Source organism: Nonomuraea sp. NPDC049750, assembly GCF_040659625.1.
Lineage (GTDB): Bacteria > Actinomycetota > Actinomycetes > Streptosporangiales > Streptosporangiaceae > Nonomuraea.
On record NZ_JBFANB010000001.1, the window covers coordinates 405,573 to 431,514 of the forward strand.

At 68.7% G+C, this 25,942-nt stretch carries 24 protein-coding genes and 1 riboswitch; of the genes, 9 read left to right on the top strand and 15 right to left on the bottom strand.

The window, feature by feature from the left end; translation table 11 throughout:
- Positions 1–107: 107 nt before the first annotated feature.
- Both AB0J16_RS01920 and AB0J16_RS01925 read right to left on the bottom strand, forming a co-directional pair.
- Positions 108–857 carry a class I SAM-dependent methyltransferase gene (locus AB0J16_RS01920; protein WP_358533511.1) on the bottom strand — a complete coding sequence of 250 codons (750 nt, stop codon included), beginning with the start codon at positions 855–857 and terminating at the stop codon, positions 108–110.
- An 11-nt stretch (positions 858–868) separates the two neighbouring features.
- Entirely contained in the window at positions 869–1,678 is an 810-nt protein-coding gene (locus AB0J16_RS01925; protein ID WP_357938832.1) for a sugar phosphate isomerase/epimerase, read from the bottom strand.
- Between the two features lie 55 nt (positions 1,679–1,733).
- Here AB0J16_RS01925 and AB0J16_RS01930 point away from each other — a divergent pair, with 55 nt between their 5' ends.
- The 5 genes from AB0J16_RS01930 (at position 1,734) to disA (ending at position 6,017) form a co-directional block, all read left to right on the top strand.
- Entirely contained in the window at positions 1,734–2,432 is a 699-nt protein-coding gene (locus tag AB0J16_RS01930) for a class I SAM-dependent methyltransferase (protein ID WP_358533514.1), read from the top strand.
- 252 nt (positions 2,433–2,684) lie between these two features.
- A complete protein-coding gene (locus AB0J16_RS01935) occupies positions 2,685–3,059 on the top strand; it encodes a MerR family transcriptional regulator (protein ID WP_358533517.1) in 375 nt (124 codons plus the stop codon).
- Entirely contained in the window at positions 3,056–3,361 is a 306-nt protein-coding gene (trxA, locus tag AB0J16_RS01940; RefSeq protein ID WP_357653951.1) for a thioredoxin, read from the top strand. Before AB0J16_RS01935 ends, trxA begins: the two co-directional genes overlap by 4 nt.
- A 113-nt stretch (positions 3,362–3,474) precedes the next feature.
- Entirely contained in the window at positions 3,475–4,893 is a 1,419-nt protein-coding gene (radA, locus tag AB0J16_RS01945; RefSeq protein WP_358533520.1) for a DNA repair protein RadA, read from the top strand.
- Between the two features lie 41 nt (positions 4,894–4,934).
- A complete protein-coding gene (disA, locus tag AB0J16_RS01950; protein ID WP_357938822.1) occupies positions 4,935–6,017 on the top strand; it encodes a DNA integrity scanning diadenylate cyclase DisA in 1,083 nt (360 codons plus the stop codon).
- 162 nt (positions 6,018–6,179) lie between these two features.
- Here disA and AB0J16_RS01955 read toward each other — a convergent pair whose 3' ends face one another.
- Positions 6,180–6,875, bottom strand: a complete 696-nt coding sequence (locus tag AB0J16_RS01955; RefSeq protein ID WP_358533522.1) for a hypothetical protein — start codon at positions 6,873–6,875, stop codon at positions 6,180–6,182.
- Positions 6,876–6,953: 78 nt separating this feature from the next.
- Between AB0J16_RS01955 and AB0J16_RS01960 the strand changes: the two genes are divergently transcribed.
- A complete protein-coding gene (locus tag AB0J16_RS01960) occupies positions 6,954–7,829 on the top strand; it encodes an A/G-specific adenine glycosylase (RefSeq protein WP_358533525.1) in 876 nt (291 codons plus the stop codon).
- A gap of 253 nt (positions 7,830–8,082) precedes the next feature.
- Here AB0J16_RS01960 and AB0J16_RS01965 read toward each other — a convergent pair whose 3' ends face one another.
- From AB0J16_RS01965 to AB0J16_RS01985, 5 genes are all read right to left on the bottom strand, one after another.
- The gene (locus tag AB0J16_RS01965; protein WP_358533527.1) at positions 8,083–9,021 is read right to left on the bottom strand and encodes a TIM barrel protein; all 939 of its coding nucleotides are present in this window, start codon (positions 9,019–9,021) and stop codon (positions 8,083–8,085) included.
- A gap of 317 nt (positions 9,022–9,338) precedes the next feature.
- Positions 9,339–11,846, bottom strand: coding sequence for an ATP-dependent Clp protease ATP-binding subunit (locus tag AB0J16_RS01970; protein ID WP_358533530.1), 2,508 nt, complete (start codon positions 11,844–11,846; stop codon positions 9,339–9,341).
- Between the two features lie 790 nt (positions 11,847–12,636).
- Entirely contained in the window at positions 12,637–12,969 is a 333-nt protein-coding gene (locus AB0J16_RS01975; RefSeq protein WP_357653944.1) for an Lsr2 family protein, read from the bottom strand.
- A 521-nt stretch (positions 12,970–13,490) separates the two neighbouring features.
- Entirely contained in the window at positions 13,491–13,979 is a 489-nt protein-coding gene (locus AB0J16_RS01980) for an RDD family protein (protein ID WP_358533533.1), read from the bottom strand.
- A 108-nt stretch (positions 13,980–14,087) separates the two neighbouring features.
- Positions 14,088–14,609: an RDD family protein gene (locus AB0J16_RS01985; protein ID WP_358533536.1), complete on the bottom strand. Its 522-nt coding sequence runs from the start codon at positions 14,607–14,609 to the stop codon at positions 14,088–14,090.
- A gap of 3 nt (positions 14,610–14,612) precedes the next feature.
- Between AB0J16_RS01985 and AB0J16_RS01990 the strand changes: the two genes are divergently transcribed.
- Complete coding sequence (locus tag AB0J16_RS01990; RefSeq protein ID WP_358533539.1) at positions 14,613–15,473, top strand: hypothetical protein; 861 nt, start codon at positions 14,613–14,615, stop codon at positions 15,471–15,473.
- A gap of 22 nt (positions 15,474–15,495) precedes the next feature.
- On the opposite strand, the gene AB0J16_RS01995 is transcribed toward AB0J16_RS01990, so the two are convergent.
- Positions 15,496–16,053 (bottom strand): amino-acid N-acetyltransferase, encoded by a 558-nt coding sequence (locus AB0J16_RS01995; protein WP_357653942.1) that lies wholly within the window; start codon positions 16,051–16,053, stop codon positions 15,496–15,498.
- A gap of 289 nt (positions 16,054–16,342) precedes the next feature.
- A riboswitch (cyclic di-AMP (ydaO/yuaA leader) is annotated at positions 16,343–16,503 on the top strand.
- A gap of 5 nt (positions 16,504–16,508) precedes the next feature.
- Here AB0J16_RS01995 and AB0J16_RS02000 point away from each other — a divergent pair.
- Positions 16,509–17,552: a C40 family peptidase gene (locus AB0J16_RS02000; protein WP_358533542.1), complete on the top strand. Its 1,044-nt coding sequence runs from the start codon at positions 16,509–16,511 to the stop codon at positions 17,550–17,552.
- A gap of 63 nt (positions 17,553–17,615) precedes the next feature.
- Here AB0J16_RS02000 and AB0J16_RS02005 read toward each other — a convergent pair whose 3' ends face one another.
- Positions 17,616–17,828, bottom strand: coding sequence for a LuxR C-terminal-related transcriptional regulator (locus tag AB0J16_RS02005; protein ID WP_357653940.1), 213 nt, complete (start codon positions 17,826–17,828; stop codon positions 17,616–17,618).
- A gap of 578 nt (positions 17,829–18,406) precedes the next feature.
- A complete protein-coding gene (gene lysX, locus AB0J16_RS02010; protein ID WP_358533545.1) occupies positions 18,407–19,888 on the bottom strand; it encodes a bifunctional lysylphosphatidylglycerol synthetase/lysine--tRNA ligase LysX in 1,482 nt (493 codons plus the stop codon).
- Between the two features lie 147 nt (positions 19,889–20,035).
- Between lysX and AB0J16_RS02015 the strand changes: the two genes are divergently transcribed.
- Entirely contained in the window at positions 20,036–20,506 is a 471-nt protein-coding gene (locus tag AB0J16_RS02015) for a hypothetical protein (protein WP_358533548.1), read from the top strand.
- Positions 20,507–20,570: 64 nt separating this feature from the next.
- On the opposite strand, the gene AB0J16_RS02020 is transcribed toward AB0J16_RS02015, so the two are convergent.
- From AB0J16_RS02020 to AB0J16_RS02035, 4 genes are all read right to left on the bottom strand, one after another.
- Positions 20,571–21,353 carry a type III pantothenate kinase gene (locus tag AB0J16_RS02020; RefSeq protein WP_357938804.1) on the bottom strand — a complete coding sequence of 261 codons (783 nt, stop codon included), beginning with the start codon at positions 21,351–21,353 and terminating at the stop codon, positions 20,571–20,573.
- Between the two features lie 3 nt (positions 21,354–21,356).
- A complete protein-coding gene (locus tag AB0J16_RS02025; protein ID WP_358533551.1) occupies positions 21,357–23,879 on the bottom strand; it encodes an L-aspartate oxidase in 2,523 nt (840 codons plus the stop codon).
- Positions 23,880–23,995: 116 nt separating this feature from the next.
- Entirely contained in the window at positions 23,996–24,862 is an 867-nt protein-coding gene (gene panC, locus AB0J16_RS02030) for a pantoate--beta-alanine ligase (RefSeq protein ID WP_358533554.1), read from the bottom strand.
- Positions 24,853–25,743, bottom strand: a complete 891-nt coding sequence (locus AB0J16_RS02035; protein ID WP_358533556.1) for a DUF2520 domain-containing protein — start codon at positions 25,741–25,743, stop codon at positions 24,853–24,855. Before AB0J16_RS02035 ends, panC begins: the two co-directional genes overlap by 10 nt.
- Positions 25,744–25,942: the final 199 nt, after the last annotated feature.

The window sequence follows — 25,942 nt, forward strand, 5'->3', positions numbered from 1 at the left end:
CTCGGCGGGCTCGGTCGCCTCACGCCGCCGTCTTCCCCCGTCGCTCTGGTCGCTTCGCTCCCGACGCTCCTCCTCCAGACGACGGCGCTCCCTCGCCGGCTCGGTGGTCACCTGCCGACCACCAGATAGACGCGCATCGGCACGTGCATGACGCCCTCTGCGAAGACCTTGCGCAGCTCCGTCCGCTGGCGCGCGACGAGTTCGTCGGCGGCCTCCGGGGACAGCGCCGCCATGTAGGAATGCGAGCGGAGATCCAGCAGGAAGTCCTCGATGCCGATCAGCCTGGTCCAGGCGATCCAGCGCTCCTCGACCACGTCCAGGGCGGCGGCGATGGGCGGCACGGACCACTCCTCCAGCGCCTGGCCCCAGTAGGTCGGGCACGCCTCCGCCAGACGTACCTCATAGGCGGCCAGCCAGTCGGCCTGGGCGGCGTGGGCGAAGTTCCAGCAGCCCACGATGGCCCCTTCGGGCCGCAGCACCCGCCTGGCCTCGGCGATCGAGACCACCGGGTCGAGCCAGTGCCAGGACTGGGCGTAGGTCACCAGATCGGCCACCCCGTCCGTCAGCGGCAGCGCGTTGCCATCGGCCAGCACCGCGACCGTGCCGCCGTCCTCGACCTTCGAGTGCAGGCGGGCCAGCATCTCCGCGCCCGCGTCCACCGCGATCACCCGTGAGCCCCGGGCCCGCAGCGCGCGCGTCAGGATGCCGGTGCCGGCGCCCACGTCGACCGCCATCGCACCGGCGAACTCGACGCCGGACACCTCCGACAGCGCGTGGTACATCTCGTCCGGGTATGTCGGCCGGGCCGCGTCGTAGGCGTCGGCGACGCTGTCGAACACCTTGCCCAGTTTCCTCATCGGTCCGACGCTCATCGGGCGGCTGCCAGGTAGAGGCGGGCGAAGGCGAGGGCCTCGGCCAGATCGTCGATCCGCTCCGTACGGCTGGCCGCCTTGCGGGTGTTGATCTCCAGCACGACCAGACCGCCGTAGCCGGACTTGGCCAGCCGTTCCAGCATGGGCGCGCACGGCTGGTTGCCCCGGCCGGGTACGAGGTGCTCGTCCTTGTTCGTCACGCCGAGGCCGTCGGCCAGGTGCAGATGCGCGAGACGGTCGCCGAGCTTGGTGGCCATCTCCATGGCGTCGGTGCCCGAGACGGCCGTGTGCGACAGGTCGAGCGTGACGTGCGGGAAGTCGTAGTCGGTCGGGTTCCAGTCGGGCGAGTAGGGGACCACGTCGTTGCCCCTGGCCTTGAGCGGGAACATGTTCTCCACCGCGAACGTGACCCCGGTCTCCTCACGCATGCGGGCCAGCCCGGCCTCGAAGTCGCGCGCGTATTCGCGCTGCCAGCGAAACGGTGGATGCACCACGACCGTCGAGGCGCCCAATCGTTCGGCCGCCTTCTGGGCCTTGACCAGCTTGGCCCAGGGATCGCGGCCCCAGACGCGCTGCGTGACGAGCAGACAGGGGGCGTGGATGGCCAGCACGGGGAGTTCGTAATGCTCCGAGAGCCGCTCGATCACGTCGATGTCCTGGCTCACGGGATCGGCGCCGACCATGATCTCGACCCCGTCGTAACCCAGGCGCGCGGCCAGCTCGAACGCGTCGGGGGTGCGTTCTGGATATACCGAAGCGGTGGACAATGCGATCTTCGCACTGGGCACTCGGATGACGTCAGCCACGTTGCCAGCCTAAGCCGGTGACGCCGATCTGGCGCGCGAGCCCTACGGTTGGACCATGCCACGGATCGCCAAAGGCGCCATCCCCAGCCCCAACATCTGGAACTCTCCCCAGGTCTACGAGCTGGAGAATCGCGCCGTCGACCCTGACGGCGCCGCCAACGCGGCGATGCGCGCCCTGCGCTCCTGGGACGGCGCCACGGTGCTCGACATCGGCTGCGGCACCGGCTACCACCTACCGGTCTTCGCGGCCGAGGCGGCGAAGGTGATCGGCGTCGAGCCCCACGGCGACCTGGTCGCGCTCGCCCGCCGCCGCTGCGCCACGCTCCCCTCCGTCGAGATCCACGCCGCCACCGCGCAGGCCCTGCCGCTGCCCGAGGCGTCCGTGGACGTCGCGGTGGCGCGGTGGGCCTACTTCTTCGGCCCCGGCTGCGAGCCCGGCTTACGGGAGCTCTCCAGGGTCGTACGGCGGGGCGGCACGGCCTTCGTCATCGACCTGGACGCCACCCGTGGGGCCTTCGGCAGGTGGTTCCAGCGCACGGTGCCCACCTACTCCGCCAGAGCGGTGGAGTCCTTCTGGGACCGCCACGGGTGGCAGCGGCAGCCACTCGACCTACGGATGGCCTTCTCCCGCCGCGCCGACCTGGAGGCGGTGCTACGCATCGAGTTCACCCCCGAGGTGGCCGCCCAGGCGATCGCGGAGACACCCGGCCTCGAACTGCCCTACCCGAACGTGCTGCGCTGGCGCTCGTACTGATCAGTGCGGCGCCCACGAACCTCCGCCGGGTGCCCGTCCTTCCGCTCCCCGGAGGGGGCGTCCCTCCCCCAGGGACCTCAGCCACCACCGGCCGCCCGCTTCCGCTCCCCCGGAGGGGGTATCCCTCCAAAAGGACACCAACCACCACAGACCGCCACAGGGACCAGGGCGGTCGTGTGACGAACCCACCTGGGGGTCACCGCACCACGACCGCTTGACATTGACGTCAGTGTCAACGTTTACCGTGGAGGCATGCGCATCGGAGAGCTGGCCGAACGGACCGGGGTGAGCACCCGATCACTCCGCTACTACGAGGAGCACGGCCTGCTCACGGCCAGACGCGGTTCCAACGGCTACCGCGACTACGCGGAGGAGGACATCAAGCTGGTGTCCGAGATCCGGGCGCTGCTGTCCGTGGGATTCACGCTGGAGGACACGCGGCCCTTCGTCGACTGCCTGCGCTCCGGCCACAGCACGGGCGGCTCCTGCAGCGAGTCGGTCGCCGTCTATCATCGCAAGCTGGCCCAGATCGACGACGAGATCCGCGTCCTGCTCGCCCGCCGCGCCGAGGTCGCCGCCCAGTTGGGCGCGGCGTGCCCTGGTTGCGTTCTTAGAGGAGAGAAATGATCGAGCTGAACACCGCGAACTTCGAGGAGAAGGTCCTCAAGAGCGACCAGCCGGTGCTCGTCGACTTCTGGGCCGAATGGTGCGGACCATGCCGCATGGTCGCCCCCGTACTCGCGGAGATCGAGGCCGAGCACGGTCTGACCATCGGCAAGCTCAACAGCGATGAGAACCCTGAGATCTCGGCCCGCTACGGCGTCATGGGCCTGCCCACGATGCTGCTGTTCGAGAACGGGCAGCCGGTCAAGCAGGTCGTCGGGGCCAAGCCGAAGCGCATGATCGAGGCCGAACTGGGCCTGGCCTGACCGCCCGCACCTGGTGAAGGGCCGCCCGCGCTTGGCGAGGGACCGCCCGCACCTAGTGAAAGACCGCCCGTACCTCGTGAAGATTGTCGGCGCGGCCCGCTAGCCTGCTCCGCATGGTCAAGTCTGCGCAGAAGCCCGGATACCGCTGCGCCGAGTGCGGGTGGCGCACCACGAAGTGGGTGGGCCGGTGCGGCGAGTGCCAGGCGTGGGGCACGGTCGATGAAGAGGGCGCGCGCGCCGGGGTGCACGTCGTCCAGGCCGGCGCGACGACCGCGCCGGCGATACCGATCGGCCAGGTCAAGGCCGAGATGGCGGCCGCGCGCACGACCGGGGTGAGCGAGCTCGACCGGGTGCTCGGCGGTGGGCTGGTGCCCGGGGCGGTGGTGCTGCTGGCCGGCGAGCCCGGCATCGGCAAGTCGACGCTGCTGCTCGAAGCGGCCGCCCGGATCGCCGAGCGCGACACCGTGCTGTACGTCACGGGCGAGGAGTCGGCGGCCCAGGTCCGCTTGCGGGCCGACCGCATCGGCGCCATCCGCGACCACCTCTATCTCGCGGCGGAGACCGAGCTGTCGGCGCTGGTCGCGCACGTCGACAAGGTCCAGCCCAAGCTGCTGGTCGTCGACTCGGTGCAGACGGTCGGCTCCGCGCAGGCCACCGGCGTGCCGGGCGGGGTGACGCAGGTGCGTGAGGTGGCCGCCAATCTCGTACGGCTGGCCAAGGAGCGCAACATGGCCACCGTGCTCGTCGGCCACGTCACCAAGGAAGGCTCGATCGCCGGTCCGCGCACCCTTGAGCACCTGGTCGACGTCGTGCTCAACTTCGAGGGCGACCGCCACTCCCGGCTGCGGATGGTCCGCGCGATCAAGAACCGGTTCGGCCCCACCGAGGAGGTCGGCTGCTTCGACCTGCACGAGCGCGGCATCGAGGGCATCACCGACCCGAGCGGGCTGTTCGTCTCGCGGCGCAGCCAGCCGGTGCCGGGCACCTGCGTGACGGTCACGGTCGAGGGCACCCGGCCGCTGCCGGCCGAGGTGCAGGCCCTGGTCGCCCGCACCGAGGCGCAGCAGCCCAGACGCAGCTCCTCGGGGCTCGACACCTATCGGGTGCAGATGATCCTGGCCGTCCTCGAACGCCGGCTCAACGCCAAGCTGGGGGGCTGCGACGTGTTCACCGCGACCGTCGGCGGCATCAAGCTGTCCGACCCGGCCATCGATCTGTCGGTGATGCTGGCGGTGGCCAGCGCGGCCGGTGACAAGCCGCTGCCGGCCGGTCTGGTGGCCATGGGTGAGGTGGGGCTGTCCGGCGAGTTGCGCCCGGTGAAGGACGTCCGGCGACGGCTGAGCGAGGCCGCCAGGCTGGGGTTCAAGCGCGGGCTGGTGCCCGCCGGCTCCCTTGATCAAGGCACCGGCCGCCGCAACGGGCAACGGGATGGGCAGCGGTCACTGGTGCCCGTCGGACCAGTGGCGTTCGCGGCGGGCTTCGAGGTGGTCGAGGTGGAGAACGTCTGGGACGCACTCACGCACGTCACATAGCGCGGCTAAGCTTGGCTTGACTATTTCGACACGGGGGTCAGGTGCCAAACGACAGGAGTCTCGACGACCGCCGTCGCGAAGCCCTGGCCTCCGTGGCCCCGGGCACACCACTGCGCGACGGCTTGGAGCGGATCCTGCGCGGTCAGACCGGCGGCCTGATCGTGCTCGGCTACAACAAAGTGGTCGAAGAGGTGTCCAGCGGCGGATTCGAGCTCGACGTCGAGTTCTCCGCCACGCGGCTGCGCGAGCTGGCCAAGATGGACGGCGCGATCGTCGTGGGCAACGGCCAGCGGATCGTCCGCGCCGCCGTGCACCTGGTGCCCGACCCCGGCATCCCGACCGACGAGTCGGGCACCCGCCACCGCACCGCGCAGCGGGTCGCCCGCCAGACCGGCCTGCCGATCATCGCGATCAGCAAGTCGATGCGGATCATCGCCCTCTACCTCGACGGCATCCGCTACGTGCTGGAGGAGTCGGCGGCCATCCTGTCGAAGGCCAACCAGGCCCTCGCCACGCTCGAACGCTACAAGCACCGCCTCGACGAGGTCTCCGGCACGCTGTCGGCCCTGGAGATCGAAGACCTGGTGACGGTCCGTGACGTGGCCGCCGTCGCCCAGCGCCTGGAGATGGTCAGGCGCATCTCCGACGAGATCAAGGGCTACGTGGTCGAGCTCGGCACCGACGGTCGGCTCCTGTCGCTGCAGCTCGACGAGCTGGTGGCGGGCGTCGACTCCGAGCGCGAGCTGGTCGTCCGCGACTACCTCCCGGCCCCCGCCGGCCGCCGACACCGGCGCCTCGCGGAGGCCATGCACGACCTCGACCAGCTCTCGGGCGAGGAGCTGCTCGACCTCTCGACGGTCGCCCACGTGCTGGGACACAGCGGTGACGAGACGCTCGACAGCCCGGTCAGCCCGCGCGGGTTCCGCCTCCTGGCCAAGGTGCCCCGCCTGCCCGCCACCGTGGTCGATCGGCTGGTCAACCACTTCGGCGGGCTGCAGAAGCTGCTGGCGGCCAGCATCGACGACCTCCAGGCGGTGGGCGGCGTCGGCGAGTCCCGGGCACGCAGCGTCCGCGAGGGCCTCTCCCGCCTCGCGGAATCCTCCATCCTCGAGCGCTACGTCTGACACGCCCGGCGCACGACATCAGACGCGCCCGGAACGCAACGCCCGTACATCAGACGCGTCCAGAACGCAACGCCCGTATGTCCCACACGCCCGCAGCGCAACGTCCGTACGTCTGACGCGTCTGGAGCGATCCCCGTGCGGCCGTGCTCGGTGGGGCACTCCTCAGCGGAGGTGGAAGACGCCCATCTGGCTTTTGAGCTTGCCCATGCGCACCACGGCCACGTAGGTCCCCGGCAGGGCGGCCGGCGGGTCCGTACGGCAGTCGCTGCTGGAGCGGCGCCGGTTCCAGTCGAGCGAGCGCACCCACGGAACCCCGCGCTGCAACTGCTTGATCTCGGTCGCCTCACCACTCACACAGTCGGAGGTCGACCAGATCCGATCCTCCCCGGAGGTGATGCGCACCTCCATGGAGCGCGGACCCACATCGGCCAAGCACATGACGGGGCCGGTGTTGACCAGGCTGATGAGGAAGCTGGGCTGGGCGCCCGCCGCGTAGACGTCCTGCTTGCCCTGCATGCTGAGCACCAGGTCGGCCTCGGTGCAGGGCTCGCCAGGCCGCTTGGGCCGGGTCATGGGCGTGAGCGTGACCTTGCTGGGGCTGGGTGCGGGCGACACCGACACCGACGCCGTGGGGGTGGCCGTGCCCATGGTGAGGGTGCGCAGGCCGTCGAGCAGCGGATCCGTCGAGGGCGACGCGCTCGTGGAGGTCTGCGCGCTGGAGGAACGCTGCGGCCCACTCCCCCCGCTGGAACACGCCCAAGCGACAACCGCCACCACGACGAGAACCGCTACCAGCACGCTCATGCGCCGTCGCCAGTAGACGTCTCCGCTGCCGTCACCCATCGTATCCGGATCCATACTCACAGCATGGTAATCCATTGGCCACGGAGGGTGACGACACGCCGCTGGTCGCCATCTCGGCATAGCCTAGGGCGCGTGGTTGAGCCGAACCTCCTACACGTCCCCGTTCTGGAGTGGTACGAGGACAACGCCCGAGACCTCCCGTGGCGTACCCCCGACGCGACACCCTGGGGTGTGCTCGTCAGCGAGATCATGCTGCAGCAGACCCCGGTCGTCCGCGTCCTGCCCATCTGGCACGAGTGGATGGACCGCTGGCCCACCCCGAAGGCCCTGGCGGCCGAGCTCCCCGGCGAGGCCGTACGCCACTGGGGCAGGCTCGGCTACCCGCGCCGGGCGTTGCGGCTGCACGCGTGCGCTAAGGCCATCACCGAGGAGCACGGCGGCGAGGTGCCGTCAGACCACGCGACCCTGCTGGCGCTGCCCGGCATCGGTGAGTACACCGCCGCCGCGGTCGCCAGCTTCGCGTACGGCGGGCGGCACGCGGTCCTCGACACCAACGTCCGGCGCGTGTTCGCGAGGGCGGTACGGGCCGAGGAGTACCCGCCGACGGCCACCTCCGCCGCCGAGCGCCGTCTGGCCGAGACCCTCCTGCCCGAACTCGGCGCCGCCCGCTGGGGCGTGGCCGTCATGGAGCTCGGCGCCCTGGTCTGTACGGCTCGCACGCCGCGCTGCGCCGACTGCCCGATCGCCCAGCTGTGCGCGTGGCGCCTGGCCGGCAAACCACCGCATGCCGGGCCCGCTCGCAAGGGTCAGACGTACGCGGGGACGGACCGGCAGTGCCGGGGCCGCCTGCTGGCCGTACTGCGCGCCGCCCACGGCCCGGTGCCCAAGGCGGCGCTCGACGTGGTGTGGGACGACCCGGTGCAACGGGAGCGCGCCCTGGACGGCCTGATCACGGACGGCCTCGCCGAACACCTCGACGACGGCACCTACCGCCTGCCCCACTCCTGACCGGCCCATCCGGCCCCGCCGCCTGGGGGGGATCGGACCGCCGGACCACGAGACGGTGGCGCGCCTCTGGCAACGGTTCCATCGGCGCCACGAACCAGGGCGCATAGGGCCCGCGTGCGGTCCAGCGGTCCACAGGTCACATGCGTTGCGCATAGGGCCCGCGTGCGGCGCAGCGGTCCACGGGTCACATGCCGGAGGCGTGGACAGCGAACCCACGGCGGGACCATGCCGTCGGCGGGCACCCGGCCGGGGGCTACGCGGCGAGTTGCAGGCCCAGACCGGTCAGGCTGGTGCGGGCCCAGTCGAGCTGTTCGGCCAGCAGGGACACCAGCGCCCCCGGCCCCTTGGCGCGGCCCGGCACCGCCAGGTTGTGCGTCTCGACCTCGATGTGGGCGCTCCCGCTCACGGCCCCCGATAGCATCGCCGCCATCGTGTCGTACAGCACCGCGCCCGTGCTGGGCGTATCCCCCGTGTGGTTGTGCACGTGCCCCAGCTTGACCACCGGCGCGCCCGCGGCGGCCAGGCCCCGCAGTGCCGCGCCGGGCTCCTCGTCGCCGCAGGTCAGGTGGCAGGCGTCGAGGCAGACGCCCAGGTGCTCGGAGTCGATCCCGCACACCCGCTCCAGCGCCTGCTCCGTCGTCTCCAGCACGCAGCCGGGCCAGGGCTCGAAGCCGACACGGATGGTCTTGCCGGTGACGCTGTAGATGCCGCGCAGCTCCCTGGCCAGCCGTTCGAGCCGCCGGGTGGCGATGGCGTGCAGGTCGGCGGGCCAGTCGTGGCGCCAGCCGATCGGGATGGTGGAGATGCTGCCGAAGCGTACGTCGTCGGGCAGCAGGAACGCGAGGATCTTGGCCAGCGCCATCGTGTAGCGGTAGCGCTCCGGCTTGGCCCAGTCGGGGCCGGGCACCTCCAGGTTGCGCCCGCCGGTGCCGTTGAGGCTCACCACCTCCAGGCCGCGCTCCTCCAGCGACCTGCGCAGCCGTACGAGCTCGATGCGGTCGGCCGTCAGGTGGTCGGCCACGCCGGGCGAGAGCCACAGCCCGACGCCCATGCGCTCGACCCCGAGCCGCTTGCGCACCGGCACCGCGTAGCGGGTCAGGTGGGCGATCAGGTTCTCCAGGTCCTCCGCCGGGTGTACGCCTGCGTTGTAGGCGAGGTGCACCAGCGTTCCGTCTTGGTGACGCAGACGCATTTAATCCTCCACGGCTTGCATGGTCGTTCCCGTCGCCCGCCTTGGGGATCATGCGGACCTGTCGAGCATGCCTGCTGCCGGGGGGCGCACGCGTCCGCCCTGAGTTGATTCCGTAGTACTCCCCAGGGAGCAGCCCTCACCCTGAAAACGCCGCCTTGGGGACGACTTGGGCGAGACTTGGCATTGCTCTACGCAGTGTAGTACTACTCCCGGTGGCGGTGTACCCAGGTTTCCAAAAATTCGGCAACGACGCAGAAAACGACGTAACCCCCGTGTGATCCCTCACACGGGGGTTACTGGGTCGTACTTGGACGCCGTCAGTTCTTGATCGGCGCCGCGATCGCCGCGGCCGAGTCGGGGACCTGGCTGGACGACGCGTCCTCACCGGTGAAGATGAACTTCGCGTTGTCGCCTTCGCCCTCGATGGTGACCTTGACGATCTGCCCCGGGCGGAGCTCGCCGTACAGGATCTTCTCCGACAGCGAGTCCTCGAGCTCGCGCTGGATGGTCCGGCGCAGCGGCCGGGCACCCATGACCGGGTCGTAACCACGGTCGGCCAGCAGCTGCTTGGCCTCGGGCGAGACGTCGAGCCCCATGTCGCGGTCCTTCATCCGGGCGTCGACCTGAGCGAGCATCAGGTCCACGATCAGGATGATCTCCGCCGGCGTCAGCTGGTGGAAGACCACGATGTCGTCGACACGGTTGAGGAACTCGGGCCGGAAGTGCTGCTTGAGCTCCTCCTGGACCTTGGCCTTCATCCGCTCGTAGTTGGAGTCGGCGTCGTTGGACTTGGCGAACCCGACCCCGATGCCCTTGGAGATGTCGCGGGTGCCGAGGTTGGTGGTCATGATGATGACCGTGTTCTTGAAGTCGACCACCCGGCCCTGGGCGTCGGTCAGGCGACCGTCTTCCAGGATCTGCAGCAGCGAGTTGAAGATGTCGGGGTGGGCCTTCTCGATCTCGTCGAACAGGACCACCGAGAACGGCTTGCGCCGCACCTTCTCGGTGAGCTGGCCGCCCTCCTCGTAGCCGACGTAGCCGGGAGGCGAGCCGAACAGCCGGGAGACGGTGTGCTTCTCCATGAACTCCGACATGTCCAGGCTGATCAGCGCGTCTTCGTCACCGAAGAGGAACTCCGCCAGCGCCTTGGACAGCTCGGTCTTACCAACACCGGACGGGCCGGCGAAGATGAACGAGCCGCCGGGACGGCGCGGGTCCTTCAGCCCGGCGCGGGTGCGCCGGATCGACCTGGACAGGCCCTTGATGGCGTCGTCCTGACCGATGATCCGCTTGTGCAGCTCGTCCTCCATGCGGAGCAGGCGCTGCGACTCCTCCTCGGTCAGCTTGAAGACCGGGATGCCGGTGGCCGTCGCCAGGACCTCGGCGATGAGCTCCTCGGTGACCTCGGCCACGACGTCCATGTCGCCGGCCTTCCACTCCTTCTCGCGCCGCTCGCGCTTGAGCTGGAGCTGCTTCTCCTGGTCACGGAGCGCGGCCGCCTTCTCGAAGTCCTGCGCGTCGATCGCGGACTCCTTGTCCCTGCGGACGTTGGCGATCTTCTCGTCGTACTCGCGCAGGTCCGGCGGAGCGGTCATCCGGCGGATGCGCATCCGCGAACCGGCCTCGTCGATGAGGTCGATCGCCTTGTCGGGCAGGTAGCGGTCGCTGATGTAGCGATCGGCCAGCTGCGCGGCGGCCACCAGCGCGCCATCGGTAATGGACACCCGGTGGTGCGCCTCGTAGCGGTCGCGCAGGCCCTTGAGGATCTCGATCGTGTGGCTGAGCGAGGGCTCGGCCACCTGGATCGGCTGGAAGCGCCGCTCCAGAGCGGCGTCCTTCTCCAGGTATTTGCGGTATTCGTCGAGGGTCGTGGCACCGATGGTCTGCAGCTCGCCACGCGCCAGCATCGGCTTGAGGATGCTGGCGGCGTCGATCGCGCCCTCGGCCGCGCCCGCGCCGACGAGCGTGTGCAGCTCGTCGATGAACAGGATGATGTCGCCGCGCGTGCGGATCTCCTTGAGCACCTTCTTCAGGCGCTCTTCGAAGTCGCCGCGGTAGCGCGAGCCCGCCACCAGAGCGCCGAGGTCAAGCGTGTAGAGCTGCTTGTCCTTCAGCGTCTCGGGCACCTCGCCCCTGACGATCTTCTGTGACAGGCCCTCGACGACGGCGGTCTTGCCGACGCCGGGCTCGCCGATCAGAACCGGGTTGTTCTTGGTCCTCCGGGAGAGGACCTGCATGACCCGCTCGATCTCCTTCTCACGGCCGATGACCGGATCCAGCTTGCCCTCGCGGGCGGCCTGGGTCAGGTTGCGGCCGAACTGGTCGAGCACCAGGGAGGTCGACGGGGCCGACTCCTGCGGGCCGCCCGCGGCGGCCGGCTCCTTGCCCTGGTAACCGTGGAGCAACTGGATGACCTGCTGCCTGACACGGTTGAGATCGGCTCCAAGCTTGACCAGCACCTGGGCGGCCACACCCTCACCCTCACGGATGAGCCCGAGCAGGATGTGCTCGGTGCCGATGTAGTTGTGACCCAGCTGCAAAGCCTCACGGAGCGACAGCTCAAGAACCTTCTTGGCCCGCGGGGTGAACGGAATGTGCCCCGACGGAGCCGACTGGCCCTGGCCGATGATCTCCTCGACCTGCTGACGCACTCCTTCAAGGCTGATGCCCAGGCTCTCCAGAGCCTTGGCGGCTACGCCCTCACCTTCATGGATCAAACCAAGAAGAATGTGCTCAGTGCCGATGTAGTTGTGGTTGAGCATCCTGGCCTCTTCTTGGGCCAAGACGACAACCCGCCTTGCTCGGTCGGTGAACCTCTCGAACATCTCGTCGCTCCTCACAGAGCGGTCAGTCAGGCCGGTAAATCCGGTCCCGTCATCCCGCATGCTAGCCCTGGCTCGGCGAACCGTGCCCACTGCCACTGACACGCTCTATAGCAGAGACGTTCCCCGGGAGCAGGGCGTTCACCCTCTATCCAACTACCGATCGGGGGTTACGTGTTCCCGATACGCCGCAAGCGAACGATGTTTAGGTGGCTTCCGTGAAGCGCCTGGAATTGGCCGCCACGGCGCCGGCAGATCAACATGGATCGGCTTGCGGGCAGTGCCGGGGAGAGGGCTCGCCCGTGCATCGCCGATGCCTCATCCGCGAGCCATACGCAAACATCCTATGTAAGGAAGCGCGCCCGCCGCCAATCGATCGTGGTACGGCACCCGCGGGTCGCGGAATCTCGGTCGTGCCACGGCACCCGGCAGGCCGCGAAAATCTCGATCCCCGGCACGGCGCGCGGGCCGCGAAATCCCGATCCCGGCACGGCACGCGCGCGCCGCGAAATCGCCGGTCCGGTCAGCGAGGTTACCGATCCGGGCCGTGGCGGTTACCGATCCAGACCGTCGCCGCACCGGGTTGCTCACACCGGGGCTGGAACGCACCATGCCAGAAAACCGCCCGGAATCGACCGAGCGGGCAGCCCAAAATGATCACATATGGGCGATTAGAAGATCGCCGTCACGAACCGTCCACCATTTGAGAGGCGGCTATAAATGATCATGCGCTTATGGCGTTCGCCGGGGTTCTTAGGCGAGCGGCATAAGCGCATGGTCAGGAGATGGCTCTCTAGTGAGCTTGTTCGTACTTCTCCACCACGGTAGAGGCGATTCGGCCACGCTCGCTCACCGGCAGACCGTGAGCCTTGGCCCACTGCCGGATCTCCGAGCTCTTCTCGCGGCTCATCGCACGCTGCCCGCCGCGACCGCGCCGACGCGTGGTCACGGCACCGGACCGACGAGCGTGCTGTACGAAAGGCGTGAGCGCGTCCCTCAGCTTCTTGGCGTTAAGGTCGCTCAGGTCAATCTCATAGGAGGAGCCGTCAATAGCGAAGCTGACCGTCTCATTGGCCTCGCCCCCATCGAGGTCATCGATGAGAATCTCCTGGATCTGCTTGGCCATCTACGCAATCCTTTCGCGGAGCATTGTTTCATTCGCCAGGGCAAACATATACCCGGAAAGGCGCGGAGACAATTCAGCGCTACAGAGATTCTGCTGAGCGGCGGCTCAGTTGCGGCTCAGTTGTGGTTCTCGGCCTGATCCTGGGGGTTTGGACGGCGTCCGGCGGCCTCGGATCGGACCAACTTCACTACGCCAAAGATGAAGGCGGCGCCCACCACCACCGGCGGGATCAGCGCTGACAATACGTCGGTAAGGGCCTGCATTCGTCCTCGCCTCCACAGCGGACGGGGGTTTCGATGGGCGCTTTATCCACAAGCGGCCTGGGCATGAGCGCCCCTCATGCCTCACGAGGTGGACAACCGCCCGCACCCGACCATAGTGGTACATGGATGCCGTCCATGTGCCATGTGCGCCAACATCCGGCAACCCGGACGCCCCATAGCCTAATGCCAGTCTCTCCAGGCTCCTTACCGGATCAAGCGAAAATTTTGCGGAAAGACTTCTGTCCAGGCCCACAAGGCTCAGCGGAGATCTTTGATCACCCGCGTTCCGGCGAGCCGGTCGTGCGGCCCACGCTGCAGCGGCTTGTCGATCAAGATGAGGATCCCGACGCCGAAGACGAAGATTCCAGCCAGCACATTGAGCACCGGAATGCCCATGACCATCGCCGCTCCCGGATAGACCAGGGCCCGTTTCAGCAGAGCACCGCGCCGAAGGCCGCTCGGTTCGAGGCGAATCTTCATGATCGCCTTGCCGAACGTACGGCCGCTCATGGAATGCGCGGCCCAGTCATAGACCGTATATCCCAGCCCACCGAGCAGCCAGGCGAACACGCCGGGCAGCCGGCCGTCGAACGTCTCCAGCAACCCGACAGTTCGGAAGCCGCCCCACAGCGCGACGAACAGAATGTAATAGAAGACACCGAAGACGAGGGCTTCAATGAGCCGGGCGGCCAGGCGTTCCCACCATTCCGCGGGGACGGCGTCACTCCACGGCGGCAACCCGGTCATAACCCACCTCGCCCCTTCGGCGAACCGACCGCTACCCATTTTGCTGCCGCCCGCACATACAAAACAGAGGCCGACCGGTGGCCAGCCTCTGTTTCGCGTCCGCGAAGACTACTTGATCTTCACTACCACCGTGTTGCTGAACTTGTCGGCGAACGTCTGCTGCAGCGGCTTGTCCCAGAGCTGGGAGGCGCCGTTCAGCGCGACGACGATCCCGCCGAGCAGCGCCCCGACCCACGGGATGAAGCCGAGGATGTATCCGCCCCACGTGCCACCGGCCCGCTTGAGCGCCACGTCGTTCGGCAGGCCGCCCGGAGGCAGCATGGTGCCCGTCGGCACGATCTTGATCCCCATGACCATCTTGCCGACCGTCTGGCCGCTCATCTTGGTCATGAAGAACTCGTAGGCGACATACACCGCCGTCATCACGATGGCCACCACGATGCCGTAGGCGGTCGGCCCCAGCAGACCGGTCGTCGTGCCGGTCGCGGAGTTGTAGCCGGCGAGCAGGATGGCCCCGAAAACGAGACCGATCACCCAGTTCGCGATGCCGAAGATGACACCGTCGATGATCCTCGCCACGAGCCGCTGCCACCACTCGGCGAGCGGGGCCGGGGCGCCGGGCGGTTGCACCCCATGTGGCTGCGGCTGCCCGTAGCCGGGCTGTTGGCCGTACTGGGGCTGCTGACCGTAGCCAGGCTGACCGTACTGCTGCTGCTGACCGTAGTCCGGCTGGCCGTACTGCTGCTGGCCGTAGCCGGGTTGCGACGGCTGCTGCTGGCCATAGCCCGGCTGGGACGGCTGCTGCTGCCCGTAACCGGGTTGCTGCCCATAGCCGGGCTGCTGGCCCGACGGGGGCTGCTGGCCGTACTGCTGCTGGCCGTAGCCGGGTTGCGACGGCTGCTGCTGACCGTAGCCCGGCTGGGACGGCTGCTGCCCGTAACCGGGCTGCTGGCCGTAACCAGGCTGGGATTGCGGTTGCTGACCGTAACCGGGTTGCGATTGCGGCTGCTGACCGTAGTTGGGCTGGCCGTACTCGGGTTGCTGACCCGAAGCCTGCTGCTGACCGTATCCGGGTTGCTGACCGTATCCGGGCTGCTGCTGGCCGTATTCCGGTTGCTGGCCGTAGCCGGGCTGCTGCCCGTACTGCGGCTGCTGTCCGTACTGCGGTTGCTGCGGCTGCTGGCCGTAGCCCGGCTGCTGCTGCTGACCGTACTGCGGCTGTTGGCCGTAGCCCGGCTGCTGTTGCCCGTAGTTGGGTTGCTGACCGTAGGCGTCGTCCGCCCGGTAGCCAACGACCGTCGCATCCGGGTCGGGCTCGCCATAGGGACGGCCCGCGTTGTGATGTCCGTATTCAGATCCGCCAGGCGCAGAGTTCTCGCCGGATTCGTCCTGTGGATACGGCGGCTGTCCGGTGCTCACCGTGTCACCTCGCTTCGAGTGCGCATGTGGCACGTGTCAGGACACATGCCTGTGCTGCCCAACGTATCGACATAGGTATCAACAATCACCTTTCCCATTAGTCAAGGTCCGCGTCACCCGATGTCAGGTGGAGAAGCATGCGGGTGTTCCCCAGGGTGTTGGGCTTGACGTGTTCGAGGTCGAGGAACTCGGCGACACCCTCGTCGTACGAGGCCAGCAGCTCCGCATAGACCTCGGGTGAGACCGGGGTGCCCTGTACGGGGCGGAATCCATGCCTCGCGAAAAAATCCACCTCAAAAGTCAGACAGAAAACCCGGCGCAGGCCGAGTTCCCGGGCCGTTTTGATCAAGGAAGAGACGATCCGGTGCCCGATTCCGAAGCCTCGGAACTCCGGATCAACGGCCACCGTGCGAATCTCCGCGAGATCCTCCCAAAGCACGTGCAGCGCGCCGCAGCCGACCACTTGGCCGCCGCGCTCGGCGATCCAGAACTCCTGCACGTCCTCGTACAGAGTGACGGTGGCCTTCTCCAGAAGCCGGGGCCCGGCGCCCGCGTAGGTGTCGACCAGGAGACGGATCGTCCTGACATCCGGCGTGCGGGCACGCCGGACGACGACTTCCGTGTCCGGGACTGTCACTTCGGCGACCTGCTCCATGGGTCTCCAGCGTACAGATCCGATTACGGCCTCCCCCTAACTCTGACGTCTCTCCCATCTCATGACATCTCGTGGTTGATCGAGCACGATGCGGGATGCCCTTGGCCGATAGGCTTCCATGCCTTGACGAACTTGGTGCAAAAAGGACATAAAGTTTGTTCAGCACCGACAGGCACGAGACCACCTCGTGACCCTTCGGTTGCGAAACCTCTACAGACTTGGCAGTTCTGGTTGAGCACGAACCCGGAGTGCACTAGTGTCCAGCGACGATGTCACCCACGCGAGCCAGCGTGGAGACGCGCCCAATCCCCGTAAGGGGAGCCGGGGACCCGCCGGTGGCGACCTCATCCCGACGCCACCACCCATGGGGTGAATCCGAGCGAGTCGTTCGGTAGGGCTGCTCCGGCCCGAACCCGTCAGCTAACCCGGTAGGCGCCGATGAGAGGAGCTGGTTGGTGAAGCAGACCCGCGATCGCGAGGGGACGCCGGTGGGCGCTCACGCCCGCGCTCCGGAGCTCCGGAAGGTCCCCACCCGGTTGGGTGTCATCGCGGCGACCATCGCCACCCTCCTCTTCGCCGTACCCGTCGGCTCCGCCGTCGCCGATCCCAAGCCCTCGCTGAAGGACCTGTCCGAGCAGGCCGAGGAGCTCCACACCCAGATCGAGACGCTGAGCGAGGAGTTCAACGGCCAGCGGGAGAAGCTCAAGAAAGCCAGGAAGTCGGCTGAGGCGGCCCAGAAGACGCTGTCCACCAGTGAGGCCGATCTGGCCGCCAAACACGCCAAGGCCGCGCTGCTGGCCCAGAACGCCTACATCAGCGGCGGCTTCGGTCAGGCGCTGGCATTCGGCACCTCCGACGACCCTGAGAGCTTCCTCGACCGGGCGGCCACCACCTACGCGCTGGAGCAGCAGCAGGGCTTCGAGGTCAACCAGGTGACCACGGCCAGGCAGGCCGCCGAGCAGGCCAGGGCCAGCGCCAAGACGCGCATCGACGAGGTCGAGAAGATCGTCGAGGGCCTCGGCACCAAGCGCGACAAGATCACCAAGCTCGTCGCCAAAGTCGAGAGCAGCCTCTTCAAGCGGGCGATCGGCGAGGCGGGCCGTCCCGGCACCCGGGCCACGCGGGTCGACCTGCCGGTCATCGGCGCCGGCAAGGCGGCCACGGCTGCCAGGTGGGCGCTCACGCAGCAGCTCAAGCCGTACGTCTGGGGCGCCGAGGGGCCGACCTCGTACGACTGCTCCGGCCTCGTGATGGCGGCCTACCAGCGGGTGGGCATCTCACTGCCGCACTACACCGGCGACCAGTGGACGGCCGGACGGCACATCTCCAAGGAGGAGCTGCGCGCCGGCGACCTGGTCTTCTTCTATGGCGACCTGCACCACGTCGGCATCTACATCGGCGGCGGCATGATGGTCCACGCGCCGCAGACCGGCGACGTCGTACGTATCGCGTCCATCGCCCGCCGTCCGTTCGCGGGCGCCGTACGCATCGCCGACTGACCTCCGGACACCACGACAAGCACTCTGACAGCTGGGGCCCGGGCGGCTGGGCCGGTCGAGCGGTCAGATGAGCTGGCGACGGGCGGCCCAGGCCACGGCCTCGATCGCGGTGGCGACGCCGATGCGGTCGCAGATACCCCGAAGTCTCCGGCGTACCGTGCGCCCGCTGATATCCAGTCGTCTGCCAACCCGATCAACCGTGACCCCCTTGGCAAGCTCCGCCAGCAACGCCAGATCCGCGTGGCTAAGCTCGACGCTCTCAGTGAGCACATACATCGGGAGCCCTCCCCCCAACAGCAGAACTCGAGACGTCTATGTCCGAGCAGAGCTGCAGCTCGTCTCGCAGACGGTAAACGCATTCTGGAAAGGTCGTCAAGCCAGCGAATACCGCCCTCTGACCATCGCCATTGACATGATCGGCGGTATGTGAAGTACTCGCCATATGTCGGCACACTTCGGGGCCCGATGAGGGATCACAGCCGTCCTTACAACGGCTCCAGCCCCGCTCCCCACGAGCACCGCGGACCTGCTGGGCGCCGAATCCAGGGAACGCGAATATTCTTCGCATTCAATATGCGAAATATCGGAAATGTAGCTGCTTGGGGCACCCATTTGTACCCTTGCGCGGCCGAGTCGGCAGCGCCCGCCAAAGACCATGAACGGTTCATGCGCCAGAGGGAGAAGCCACTCGGCGCAGGCGGCCAGGAGATGTCCGCTCCCCGCGTTTAGGGGCCGGCGAACTTCGCCGCCCGCGTTCTCCTACTCGCCGCAGGAGATCGGGCCGCTGTCAACCCGACAGCGGCCGGTACGGCCCGGCGTGGGAGCCGGGCCGACACCCTTCGGCGGCAGGCGGGTCAGTTGGTCGGCTTGACCAGCGGGAACAAGATCGTTTCCCGGATGCTCTTGCCGGTGAAGGCCATGATCATCCGGTCGATCCCGGCTCCCATGCCACCCGTGGGCGGCATGGCGTACTCCAGCGCCTGCAGGAAGTCCTCGTCGAGCTGCATGGCCTCCGGGTCGCCCCCGGCGGCCAGCAGCGACTGCTCCACCAGGCGCCGGCGCTGCTCGACCGGGTCGACGAGTTCGGAGTAGGCGGTGCCCAGCTCCGTGCCGAACCCGATGAGGTCCCACTTCTCGGTCAGCAGCGGGTTGTCGCGGTGCTGGCGGGTCAGCGGGGAGGTCTCCAGCGGATAGTCCATGACGAACGTCGGCTGGATGAGCGTGTGCTCGACGAGGGCCTCGAAGATCTCCTGGACGAGCTTGCCCTGGCCCCACTTCGGGTCCCAGTGGATCTCGCGGCCGTCGGCGAGTTTCCGGACCTGCTCCAGCGGGGTCTCGGTGGTGATCTCCTCGCCGAGCGCCTCGGACACCGCCCCGTACAGGGTGATGCGCGGCCACTCGGGGATGCCCAGGTCCACCTCGACGCCGTCATGGACGACCACAGAGGTGCCCAGGGCGGCCACGACGGCCTTCTGGTACATCCGCTGGGTCAGGTCGGCCATGTCGTTGTAGTCGAGGTAGGTGCCGTACGCCTCGATCATGGTGAACTCGGGGTTGTGCGTGGAGTCCGCGCCCTCGTTGCGGAAGTTGCGGTTGATCTCGAAGACCTTCTCGATGCCGCCGACCACGAGCCGCTTCAGGTAGAGCTCGATCGCGATGCGAAGGTAGAGCTCCATGTTGTACGCGTTGATGTGGGTCTTGAACGGCCGGGCCGCCGCGCCACCGTGGATCGGCTGCAGCATGGGCGTCTCGACCTCGAGGTAGCCCTCCTCGTGCCAGAAGTCGCGCACCGCGCGCACCGTGGCGCTGCGGACGCGGGCCATCTCCCGGGCCTCGTCGTTGACGATGAGGTCGACGTAGCGCTGGCGTACGCGGGCCTCGGGGTCGGTGAGGCCGACGTGCTTCTCCGGCAGCGGGCGCAGGCACTTGGCGGTGATCTGCCAGCGGTCGGCCAGGATCGACAGCTCGCCCCGGCGGGAGGTGATGACCTCGCCCTCCACGCCCACGTGGTCACCCAGGTCGACGTCGCGCTTCCAGGCCGCCAGCGACTCCTCGCCGACCTTGTCGAGCGAGATCATCACCTGCAGGTCGCCGCTGCCGTCGCGGAGTGTGGCGAAGCAGAGTTTGCCGCCCACACGGTTGAGCATGACGCGGCCCGCGACGCCGACCTTGTCACCGGTCGCGGTGTCCGGGTCGAGGGCCTGGTATTTCTCCCTGACCTCCGCGTTGGTCGCCGTGCGGGGAAAGGTCACCGGGTAAGGATCGACGCCCTCACTGCGAAGGCGGTCGAGCTTCTCCCTCCGGATGCGCATCTGCTCGGGAAGTTCGTCGCTCACAGCATCAAAGAGTAGGGGATATGGCGAACTGCAAGGGCTCGTCACCTCTCTGCAGGGTGGCTGCAAGAGCTCTCCCGTACCAATGACACATCGAGCTCAGGGGGGAACCGGCAAGGCGCCGGCCCAGGGGGAGCTCAAGGAGAGATCATGATGAAGAAGCTCGCGACCGGCCTCGCCGCCGTCGCCGCCACGAGCGCGCTGGCCTTAGCGCTGCCCTCGGCCGCCAGCGCCAGCACCGCGGACTCCGACTCCTGGGGTCCGGCCTACTCGCAGCACTACCAGGCCAAGGCCTCCGGCTGGGTCAGCGTGGATTGGGCCGACGACGACCACGAGTCGAACACGATCACCGTCAAGGGCAAGCTCTGGGACCTGGACAACCGCAGCTACGACGAGGGCGGCAAGTGCGCGTACGTGAAGTTCCAGGCCAGCGACTTCGACGACAACTGGTCGACGGTCTACACCAAGAAGTACTGCGGCTACCCGGCCTTCAAGCGCTTCTCCTTCGACAGCGACGACGTCTCCAGCCTCCGCGTGAAGGTCTGCCAGATCGACCTGCACGGCTCCTACCCGCGCAACTGCGGCAGCTGGGGCTACCTGTACACCGGCGAGTCCGAGTAACCGGCCAGGTAGAGACAGTCCACGAACGCAAGCGGCCCCCTCACCCGAGCGGGGGGCCGCTTGTTCATGTGGTGTTCCGGTTGTAGATCAGCCGCAGGCCGATCAGCGTCAGCCACGGCTCGTGCACGTCGATCGAGCGCGACTCGCCCACCACCAGCGCCGCGTGCCCGCCGGTGGCCACCACGGTCACCTCGTCGGGGTCGTCGGCCAGTTCGGCCGTCATCCGCTCGACGATGCCGTCGACCTGGCCCGCGAAGCCGTAGATGATGCCGGCCTGGAGCGCCTCGACGGTGTTCTTCGCGATGACCGAGCGTGGCCTGACCAGCTCCACCTTGTGCAGCTGGGCGCCCGCCGCCGCCAGGGCGTCGACGGAGATCTCGATGCCGGGCGCGGTGACCGCGCCGATGTACTCGCCCTTGGCCGACACCGCGTCGAACGAGGTCGCGGTGCCGAAGTCGACGATGACGCAGGGGCCGCCGTACTGGTCGATGGCCGCCAGCGCGTTGACGATGCGGTCGCTGCCGACCTCCTTGGGGTTGTCCATGCGGACGGGCACGCCGGTACGTATGCCCGGCTCCACGATCACCGCGGTGACGTCGCCGTAGTAGCGGCGGCACATCTCGCGCATCTCGTTGAGCACGCTCGGCACGGTCGAGCAGATCGCTATGCCGCTGACATCGGCTCCCTTGAGCAATGGAGACTGGGCGAGCAGCCCTTGGAGCACGACCGCGATCTCGTCGGCGGTGCGGCGGGCGTCCGTGGCCAGCCGCCAGTGCTCGATGACTTCCTCGCCCTCGAACAGGCCGAGCACCGTGTGCGTGTTGCCGACGTCGATCGTTAGCAGCATCGATTACCCCCGTAGATCCAGTGCGATGTCGAGGGCCGGCGCCGAGTGCGTGAGCGCTCCCACCGCAAGGTAGTCAACGCCAGTTTCGGCCACAGCACGGGCCGATTCCAAGGTCAACCCTCCACTAGCCTCAAGCTTCGCCCGATTTCTCACGATGTGGACGGCTTGGGCGGTCTCCTCGACCGTGAAGTTGTCGAGAAGGATCTCCTCGGCGCCTTCTTCGAGCACCGGGCCGAGCTGGTCGATCCGGTCCACCTCCACCTCGATCGGCAGCTCCGGATAGCGCTCTCTCACCGCGCGGAACGCCTCGGCCACGCCGCCGGCGGCCACCACGTGATTGTCCTTGATCAGCGCCGCGTCCGACAGGGACATCCGGTGGTTGACGCCGCCGCCGCGGCGCACCGCGTACTTCTCCAGCGCCCGCAGTCCGGGCAGCGTCTTACGGCTGTCACGTACCCTCGCCCGGGTGCCACTGACCGCCTCGACCCACCTGCCGGTCAATGTCGCGATGCCGGACAGGTGCGTGAGCAGGTTGAGCGCGGTGCGCTCCGCCGTCAGCAGGCCCCTGACCGGGCCCTCCACGGTCATCAGTACGTCGCCCGCCCGGACGCGCTCGCCGTCCTTGGCCCGCCGCTCCGTACGGGCCGCGCCCAGCCGGACGAACACCGCCTCGGCCACGGCCAGCCCGGCGACGATGCCGTCCTTGCGGGCCACCACGTCCGCGACCGCGCGCTGCTCCGCCGGAATGGTGGCCAGGCTCGTCACGTCGCCCGCCTCCTGCAGGTCCTCGGCGAGCGCCCGGTCGATCAGCGCGTCGATCTCCGCCGGATCCAGCCCGGCGGCGGCGAGCTCCTGCGCCAGTCGCGGCGGCGTGGTGTCGCCGTGCGGCGTGTACGTCACCTGGGGCCCCTCCTCGGTCAGGGTCACGTCCAGGTGACCCAGCCAGTCATTGTCGTCTCGGTCGGGGAAGTCCTCGCGCCAGTGCGAGCCGCGGGTCTCCAACCGGGCCCGGGCCGCGCCGACCAGCACGGTGGCGACGGTCAGCAGGTTCGTGGCCTCCCACGACTCGGTGCACGGCTGGACCTGGACCGGGGTCCAGCGGGCGTCGCGGAGCGCCCGCGCGGTCTCCGCGAGCGACTCGCGGCCGCGCAGCACGCTCGCTCCCCCGCTCATGCGGGCCTGGACCTTGGCACGGATCCTCGGGTCGGCCAGGCCCGTGGCCGCCTGGCTCGCGACCACCTCGCCCGGCACCTCTTTCGGCCGCACCGACGCGTGGATGTCCGCGGCGATGCGTTCGGCGAAGACCAGGCCCTCCAGCAGCGAGTTGGACGCGAGCCTGTTCGCGCCGTGCACGCCCGTGCAGGCGACCTCGCCGCACGCGTAAAGGCCCTCGATGGAGGTACGGCCGTGCAGATCGGTCCTGACCCCGCCGCTGGCGTAGTGCGCGGCCGGGGCGACGGGGATGGGCTCGGTGGCCGGGTCGATGCCGTGCTCGCGACAGACCGCGTAGATCGTGGGGAAGCGGGTCTTCCACCGCTGCGCGCCGAAATGGCGGCCGTCGAGGAAGACGTGGCTCTGCCCGCTCTCGCGCATCGTCCGCATGATGGCCTTGGCGACGACGTCGCGCGGCGCCAGGTCGGCCAGCTCGTGCACGCCGTTCATGAACGCGCGGCCCTCATGGTCGATCAGGAAGGCGCCCTCGCCCCTGACCGCCTCGGAGATCAGCGGCTGCTGCCCGGTCGACTCCTCGCCGAGCCACAGCACCGTGGGATGGAACTGGACGAACTCGATGTCACGCACCACGGCCCCCGCCCTGAGCGCGAGCGCGACGCCGTCACCGGTGGAGACGACGGGATTCGTGGTGGACGCGTACACCTGCCCCATGCCGCCGGTGGCCAGCACGACCGCCCGCGCGTGCACCGCGCCCACGCCGTCGCGGGCGCCCTCGCCCATGACGTGCAGCGTCACGCCCCTGGCCCGGCCGCGCGCGTCCGTCAGGAGGTCGAGGACCAGCGCGTGCTCGATGACCTCCACCGCGCCCGCCCTGACCGCCTCGGCCAGCGCCCGCTGCACTTCGGCTCCGGTGGCGTCGCCGCCCGCGTGCACGATCCTGTCGCGCCGGTGACCGCCTTCCCGGGTGAGCTGGAGCTCGCCGTCGGGGGTCCGGTCGAACCGGGCGCCGCGCTCCATCAGCCGCCGCAGCGCGCCCGGTCCCTCGGTCACCAGCGTCCGTACGGCCCGCACGTCGCACAGGCCCACTCCGGCGATCAGCGTGTCGCTCAGATGCTCGTCGGGACTGTCGCGCGGGTCGAGCACGGCCGCGATCCCGCCCTGGGCCCACCGGGTCGACCCGGACGAGAGCACGTCCTTGGTGACGACGAGGACCTTGGCCGCGGGATCCAGCTCGGCATAGCGCAGGGCCACGGTCAGCCCCGCGATGCCGGAGCCCACGACGACCACGTCCGCCTCGGCGATCCAGCCGGGATCGGGGGCCGTCAGTCGGAGGGGAATCGCCGGTGCACTCATGGAGTCTCCTCATTGAGGCGATTTCGTCAATATGACGATAACCCACGGGCGAAGGTGGCGCCTCCGGGGGGTGGCTCAGTCCTCCAGGTATGCGTAGAGCTGTGGCGATACCTCTGTCAGGCCGGATCGAGCGACAGGACGGCGTTGTCGATCAGCCGGGTGGTGCCGACTTTGGCGGCCACCGCCAGCACCGCCTCGCCCCGGTATGACTCGCTCACTTCGGCGAACGTGGCCGGATCGACGAGCACCAGGTAGTCGAGCGCGAGCCGGGGAGCCGCGCCCTTTAGCACGGCCAGCGCCGCCGCGCGAATCCTGGCCGGGACGGACTCCGCCGCCCCCTCCGGAAGGGCCACGGCCTGCGCCGCGCCCGCCTGTAGGGCCCTGGAGAGCGTCAGGGCGACCTGCCGCTCGTCGGCGGACAGGTAGCGGTTGCGGCTCGACAGCGCCAGGCCGTCGGGCTCGCGGACGGTCGGCGCGCCGACGATGTCGATCGGCAGGTCGAGGTCGGCGACCATCCTGCGGATCATGGCGAGCTGCTGGGCGTCCTTCTGCCCGAAGACCGCCACGTCGGGCTGGACGAGGTTGAACAGCTTGAGCACCACCGTGAGCACACCGTCGAAGTGGCCGGGCCGGACGGCGCCCTCGACGATCGTGCCCATCTCGCCCGACTGGACGCTGACCTGGCGGCCGGCGGGGTACATGTCATCGGCCGACGGGGCGAAGACGACGTCCACGCCTTCGGCCCGGCACGCCTCCAGGTCCGCGTCGAATGTCCGCGGATAGCGGGAAAAATCCTCGTTTGGCGAAAATTGCAGAGGATTGACGAAGATGCTGACCACGACGTGGTCGGCGCGTACGCGGGCCTCGCGGATCAGGGAGCGGTGACCCTCGTGCAGCGCACCCATGGTGGGCACCAGCGCGACGCTCCCCTCGCCGCGCGCTTTGACCAGGTCGGTGCGGTTCTTGGCGACGATCAGGTCCATATGTTGCCTCCGAGCGCGTCGAGCAGGCGCTCGGCCTCTTCGGGCTTCAGCAGCCCCGCGGCGAGCGCGCGGTCCGCCGTGAGCCTAGCGAGGGCGATGTAGGCGTCGGCCGCCTCGGGTGCCGCCAGGATCAGGGCGTCGACATGCTTGCGTACGGTGCCCGCGTCGCCCCGCACCACGGGACCGGTCAGCCCGGCGATGCCGAGCCGCAGCACGTTGTCGAGCGCCGCGCCGAGCAGCGGACCGAGCATGATGCCCGGATGCTCCACGCCGATGCCCCGCAGGAGCTCCTGCGACTCGGCGATGAGCGTGACCATGTGGTTGGCGGCCCCGGCCAGGGCCGCGTGGTAGAGGGCACGGTCGGAGTCGGCGATCCAGACCGGCTCGCCGCCCATCTCGATCACCAGCGCCTCGGCGATGGGCCTGAGCGTGTCGGGCGCCGTCACGCCGAACGAGATGCCGGTGATGCGGTTGAGGTCGTCGTCCCGCCCGGTGAACGTCATCACCGGATGGAGCGCGAGCGGCAGCGCGCCCGCCCTGGCGGCCGGCTCCAGCACCGACAGCCCGTACGCGCCGCTGGTGTGCACGAGCAGCTTGCCCTGCAGGTCCGCGCCGGTCGACGCCAGACCGTTGACCAGATCGGGCAGCGCGTCGTCGGGCACGGTGAGCAGGATCAGCCCAGCCGTCCTGACGACCTCCTCAGGCCGTGTCGGCCGCACGCCGAGTCGCTCCGCCGCCCACCGGTGCGAGGCGTCGGAGACCCCGCTGGCGGCGACCACGTGGTGTCCGGCCTGCGCCAGTGCGGCACCGAGCACCGAACCCACCTTGCCCGCGCCCAGCACGCCCACGGCCAGCCGCGCCGGCCGATCCCCTGCGTCCATGACGTCCACCCCTGTCGACCCTGATGGCACTGCCGCCCAGAGTAACGGCCGTTCGCGACTACGTACGTGACCAGGCTTTTGCCGCATGTTGAGTTACCCATAAAAGGGACAAGGGCATACAAAACATGCACCCCCTGTCGGAAGAGATGAGAGAGGGGTTCATCTCGTGGTGGCGGGCGCCGAGTTGACGACCCGACGC

Bases quoted from the DNA above. Each gene is read 5' to 3' on its own strand.
- AB0J16_RS01920 (WP_358533511.1), bottom strand. From the start codon at position 857: ATGAGGAAACTGGGCAAGGTGTTCGACAGCGTCGCCGACGCCTACGAC.
- AB0J16_RS01930 (WP_358533514.1), top strand. From the start codon at position 1,734: ATGCCACGGATCGCCAAAGGCGCCATCCCCAGCCCCAACATCTGGAAC.
- AB0J16_RS01935 (WP_358533517.1), top strand. From the start codon at position 2,685: ATGCGCATCGGAGAGCTGGCCGAACGGACCGGGGTGAGCACCCGATCA.
- trxA (WP_357653951.1), top strand. From the start codon at position 3,056: ATGATCGAGCTGAACACCGCGAACTTCGAGGAGAAGGTCCTCAAGAGC.
- radA (WP_358533520.1), top strand. From the start codon at position 3,475: ATGGTCAAGTCTGCGCAGAAGCCCGGATACCGCTGCGCCGAGTGCGGG.
- AB0J16_RS01955 (WP_358533522.1), bottom strand. From the start codon at position 6,875: ATGGATCCGGATACGATGGGTGACGGCAGCGGAGACGTCTACTGGCGA.
- AB0J16_RS01965 (WP_358533527.1), bottom strand. From the start codon at position 9,021: ATGCGTCTGCGTCACCAAGACGGAACGCTGGTGCACCTCGCCTACAAC.
- AB0J16_RS01970 (WP_358533530.1), bottom strand. From the start codon at position 11,846: ATGTTCGAGAGGTTCACCGACCGAGCAAGGCGGGTTGTCGTCTTGGCC.
- AB0J16_RS01975 (WP_357653944.1), bottom strand. From the start codon at position 12,969: ATGGCCAAGCAGATCCAGGAGATTCTCATCGATGACCTCGATGGGGGC.
- AB0J16_RS01980 (WP_358533533.1), bottom strand. From the start codon at position 13,979: ATGACCGGGTTGCCGCCGTGGAGTGACGCCGTCCCCGCGGAATGGTGG.
- AB0J16_RS01990 (WP_358533539.1), top strand. From the start codon at position 14,613: ATGTGGCTGCGGCTGCCCGTAGCCGGGCTGTTGGCCGTACTGGGGCTG.
- AB0J16_RS01995 (WP_357653942.1), bottom strand. From the start codon at position 16,053: ATGGAGCAGGTCGCCGAAGTGACAGTCCCGGACACGGAAGTCGTCGTC.
- AB0J16_RS02005 (WP_357653940.1), bottom strand. From the start codon at position 17,828: ATGTATGTGCTCACTGAGAGCGTCGAGCTTAGCCACGCGGATCTGGCG.
- AB0J16_RS02015 (WP_358533548.1), top strand. From the start codon at position 20,036: ATGATGAAGAAGCTCGCGACCGGCCTCGCCGCCGTCGCCGCCACGAGC.
- AB0J16_RS02020 (WP_357938804.1), bottom strand. From the start codon at position 21,353: ATGCTGCTAACGATCGACGTCGGCAACACGCACACGGTGCTCGGCCTG.
- AB0J16_RS02025 (WP_358533551.1), bottom strand. From the start codon at position 23,879: ATGAGTGCACCGGCGATTCCCCTCCGACTGACGGCCCCCGATCCCGGC.
- panC (WP_358533554.1), bottom strand. From the start codon at position 24,862: ATGGACCTGATCGTCGCCAAGAACCGCACCGACCTGGTCAAAGCGCGC.
- AB0J16_RS02035 (WP_358533556.1), bottom strand. From the start codon at position 25,743: ATGGACGCAGGGGATCGGCCGGCGCGGCTGGCCGTGGGCGTGCTGGGC.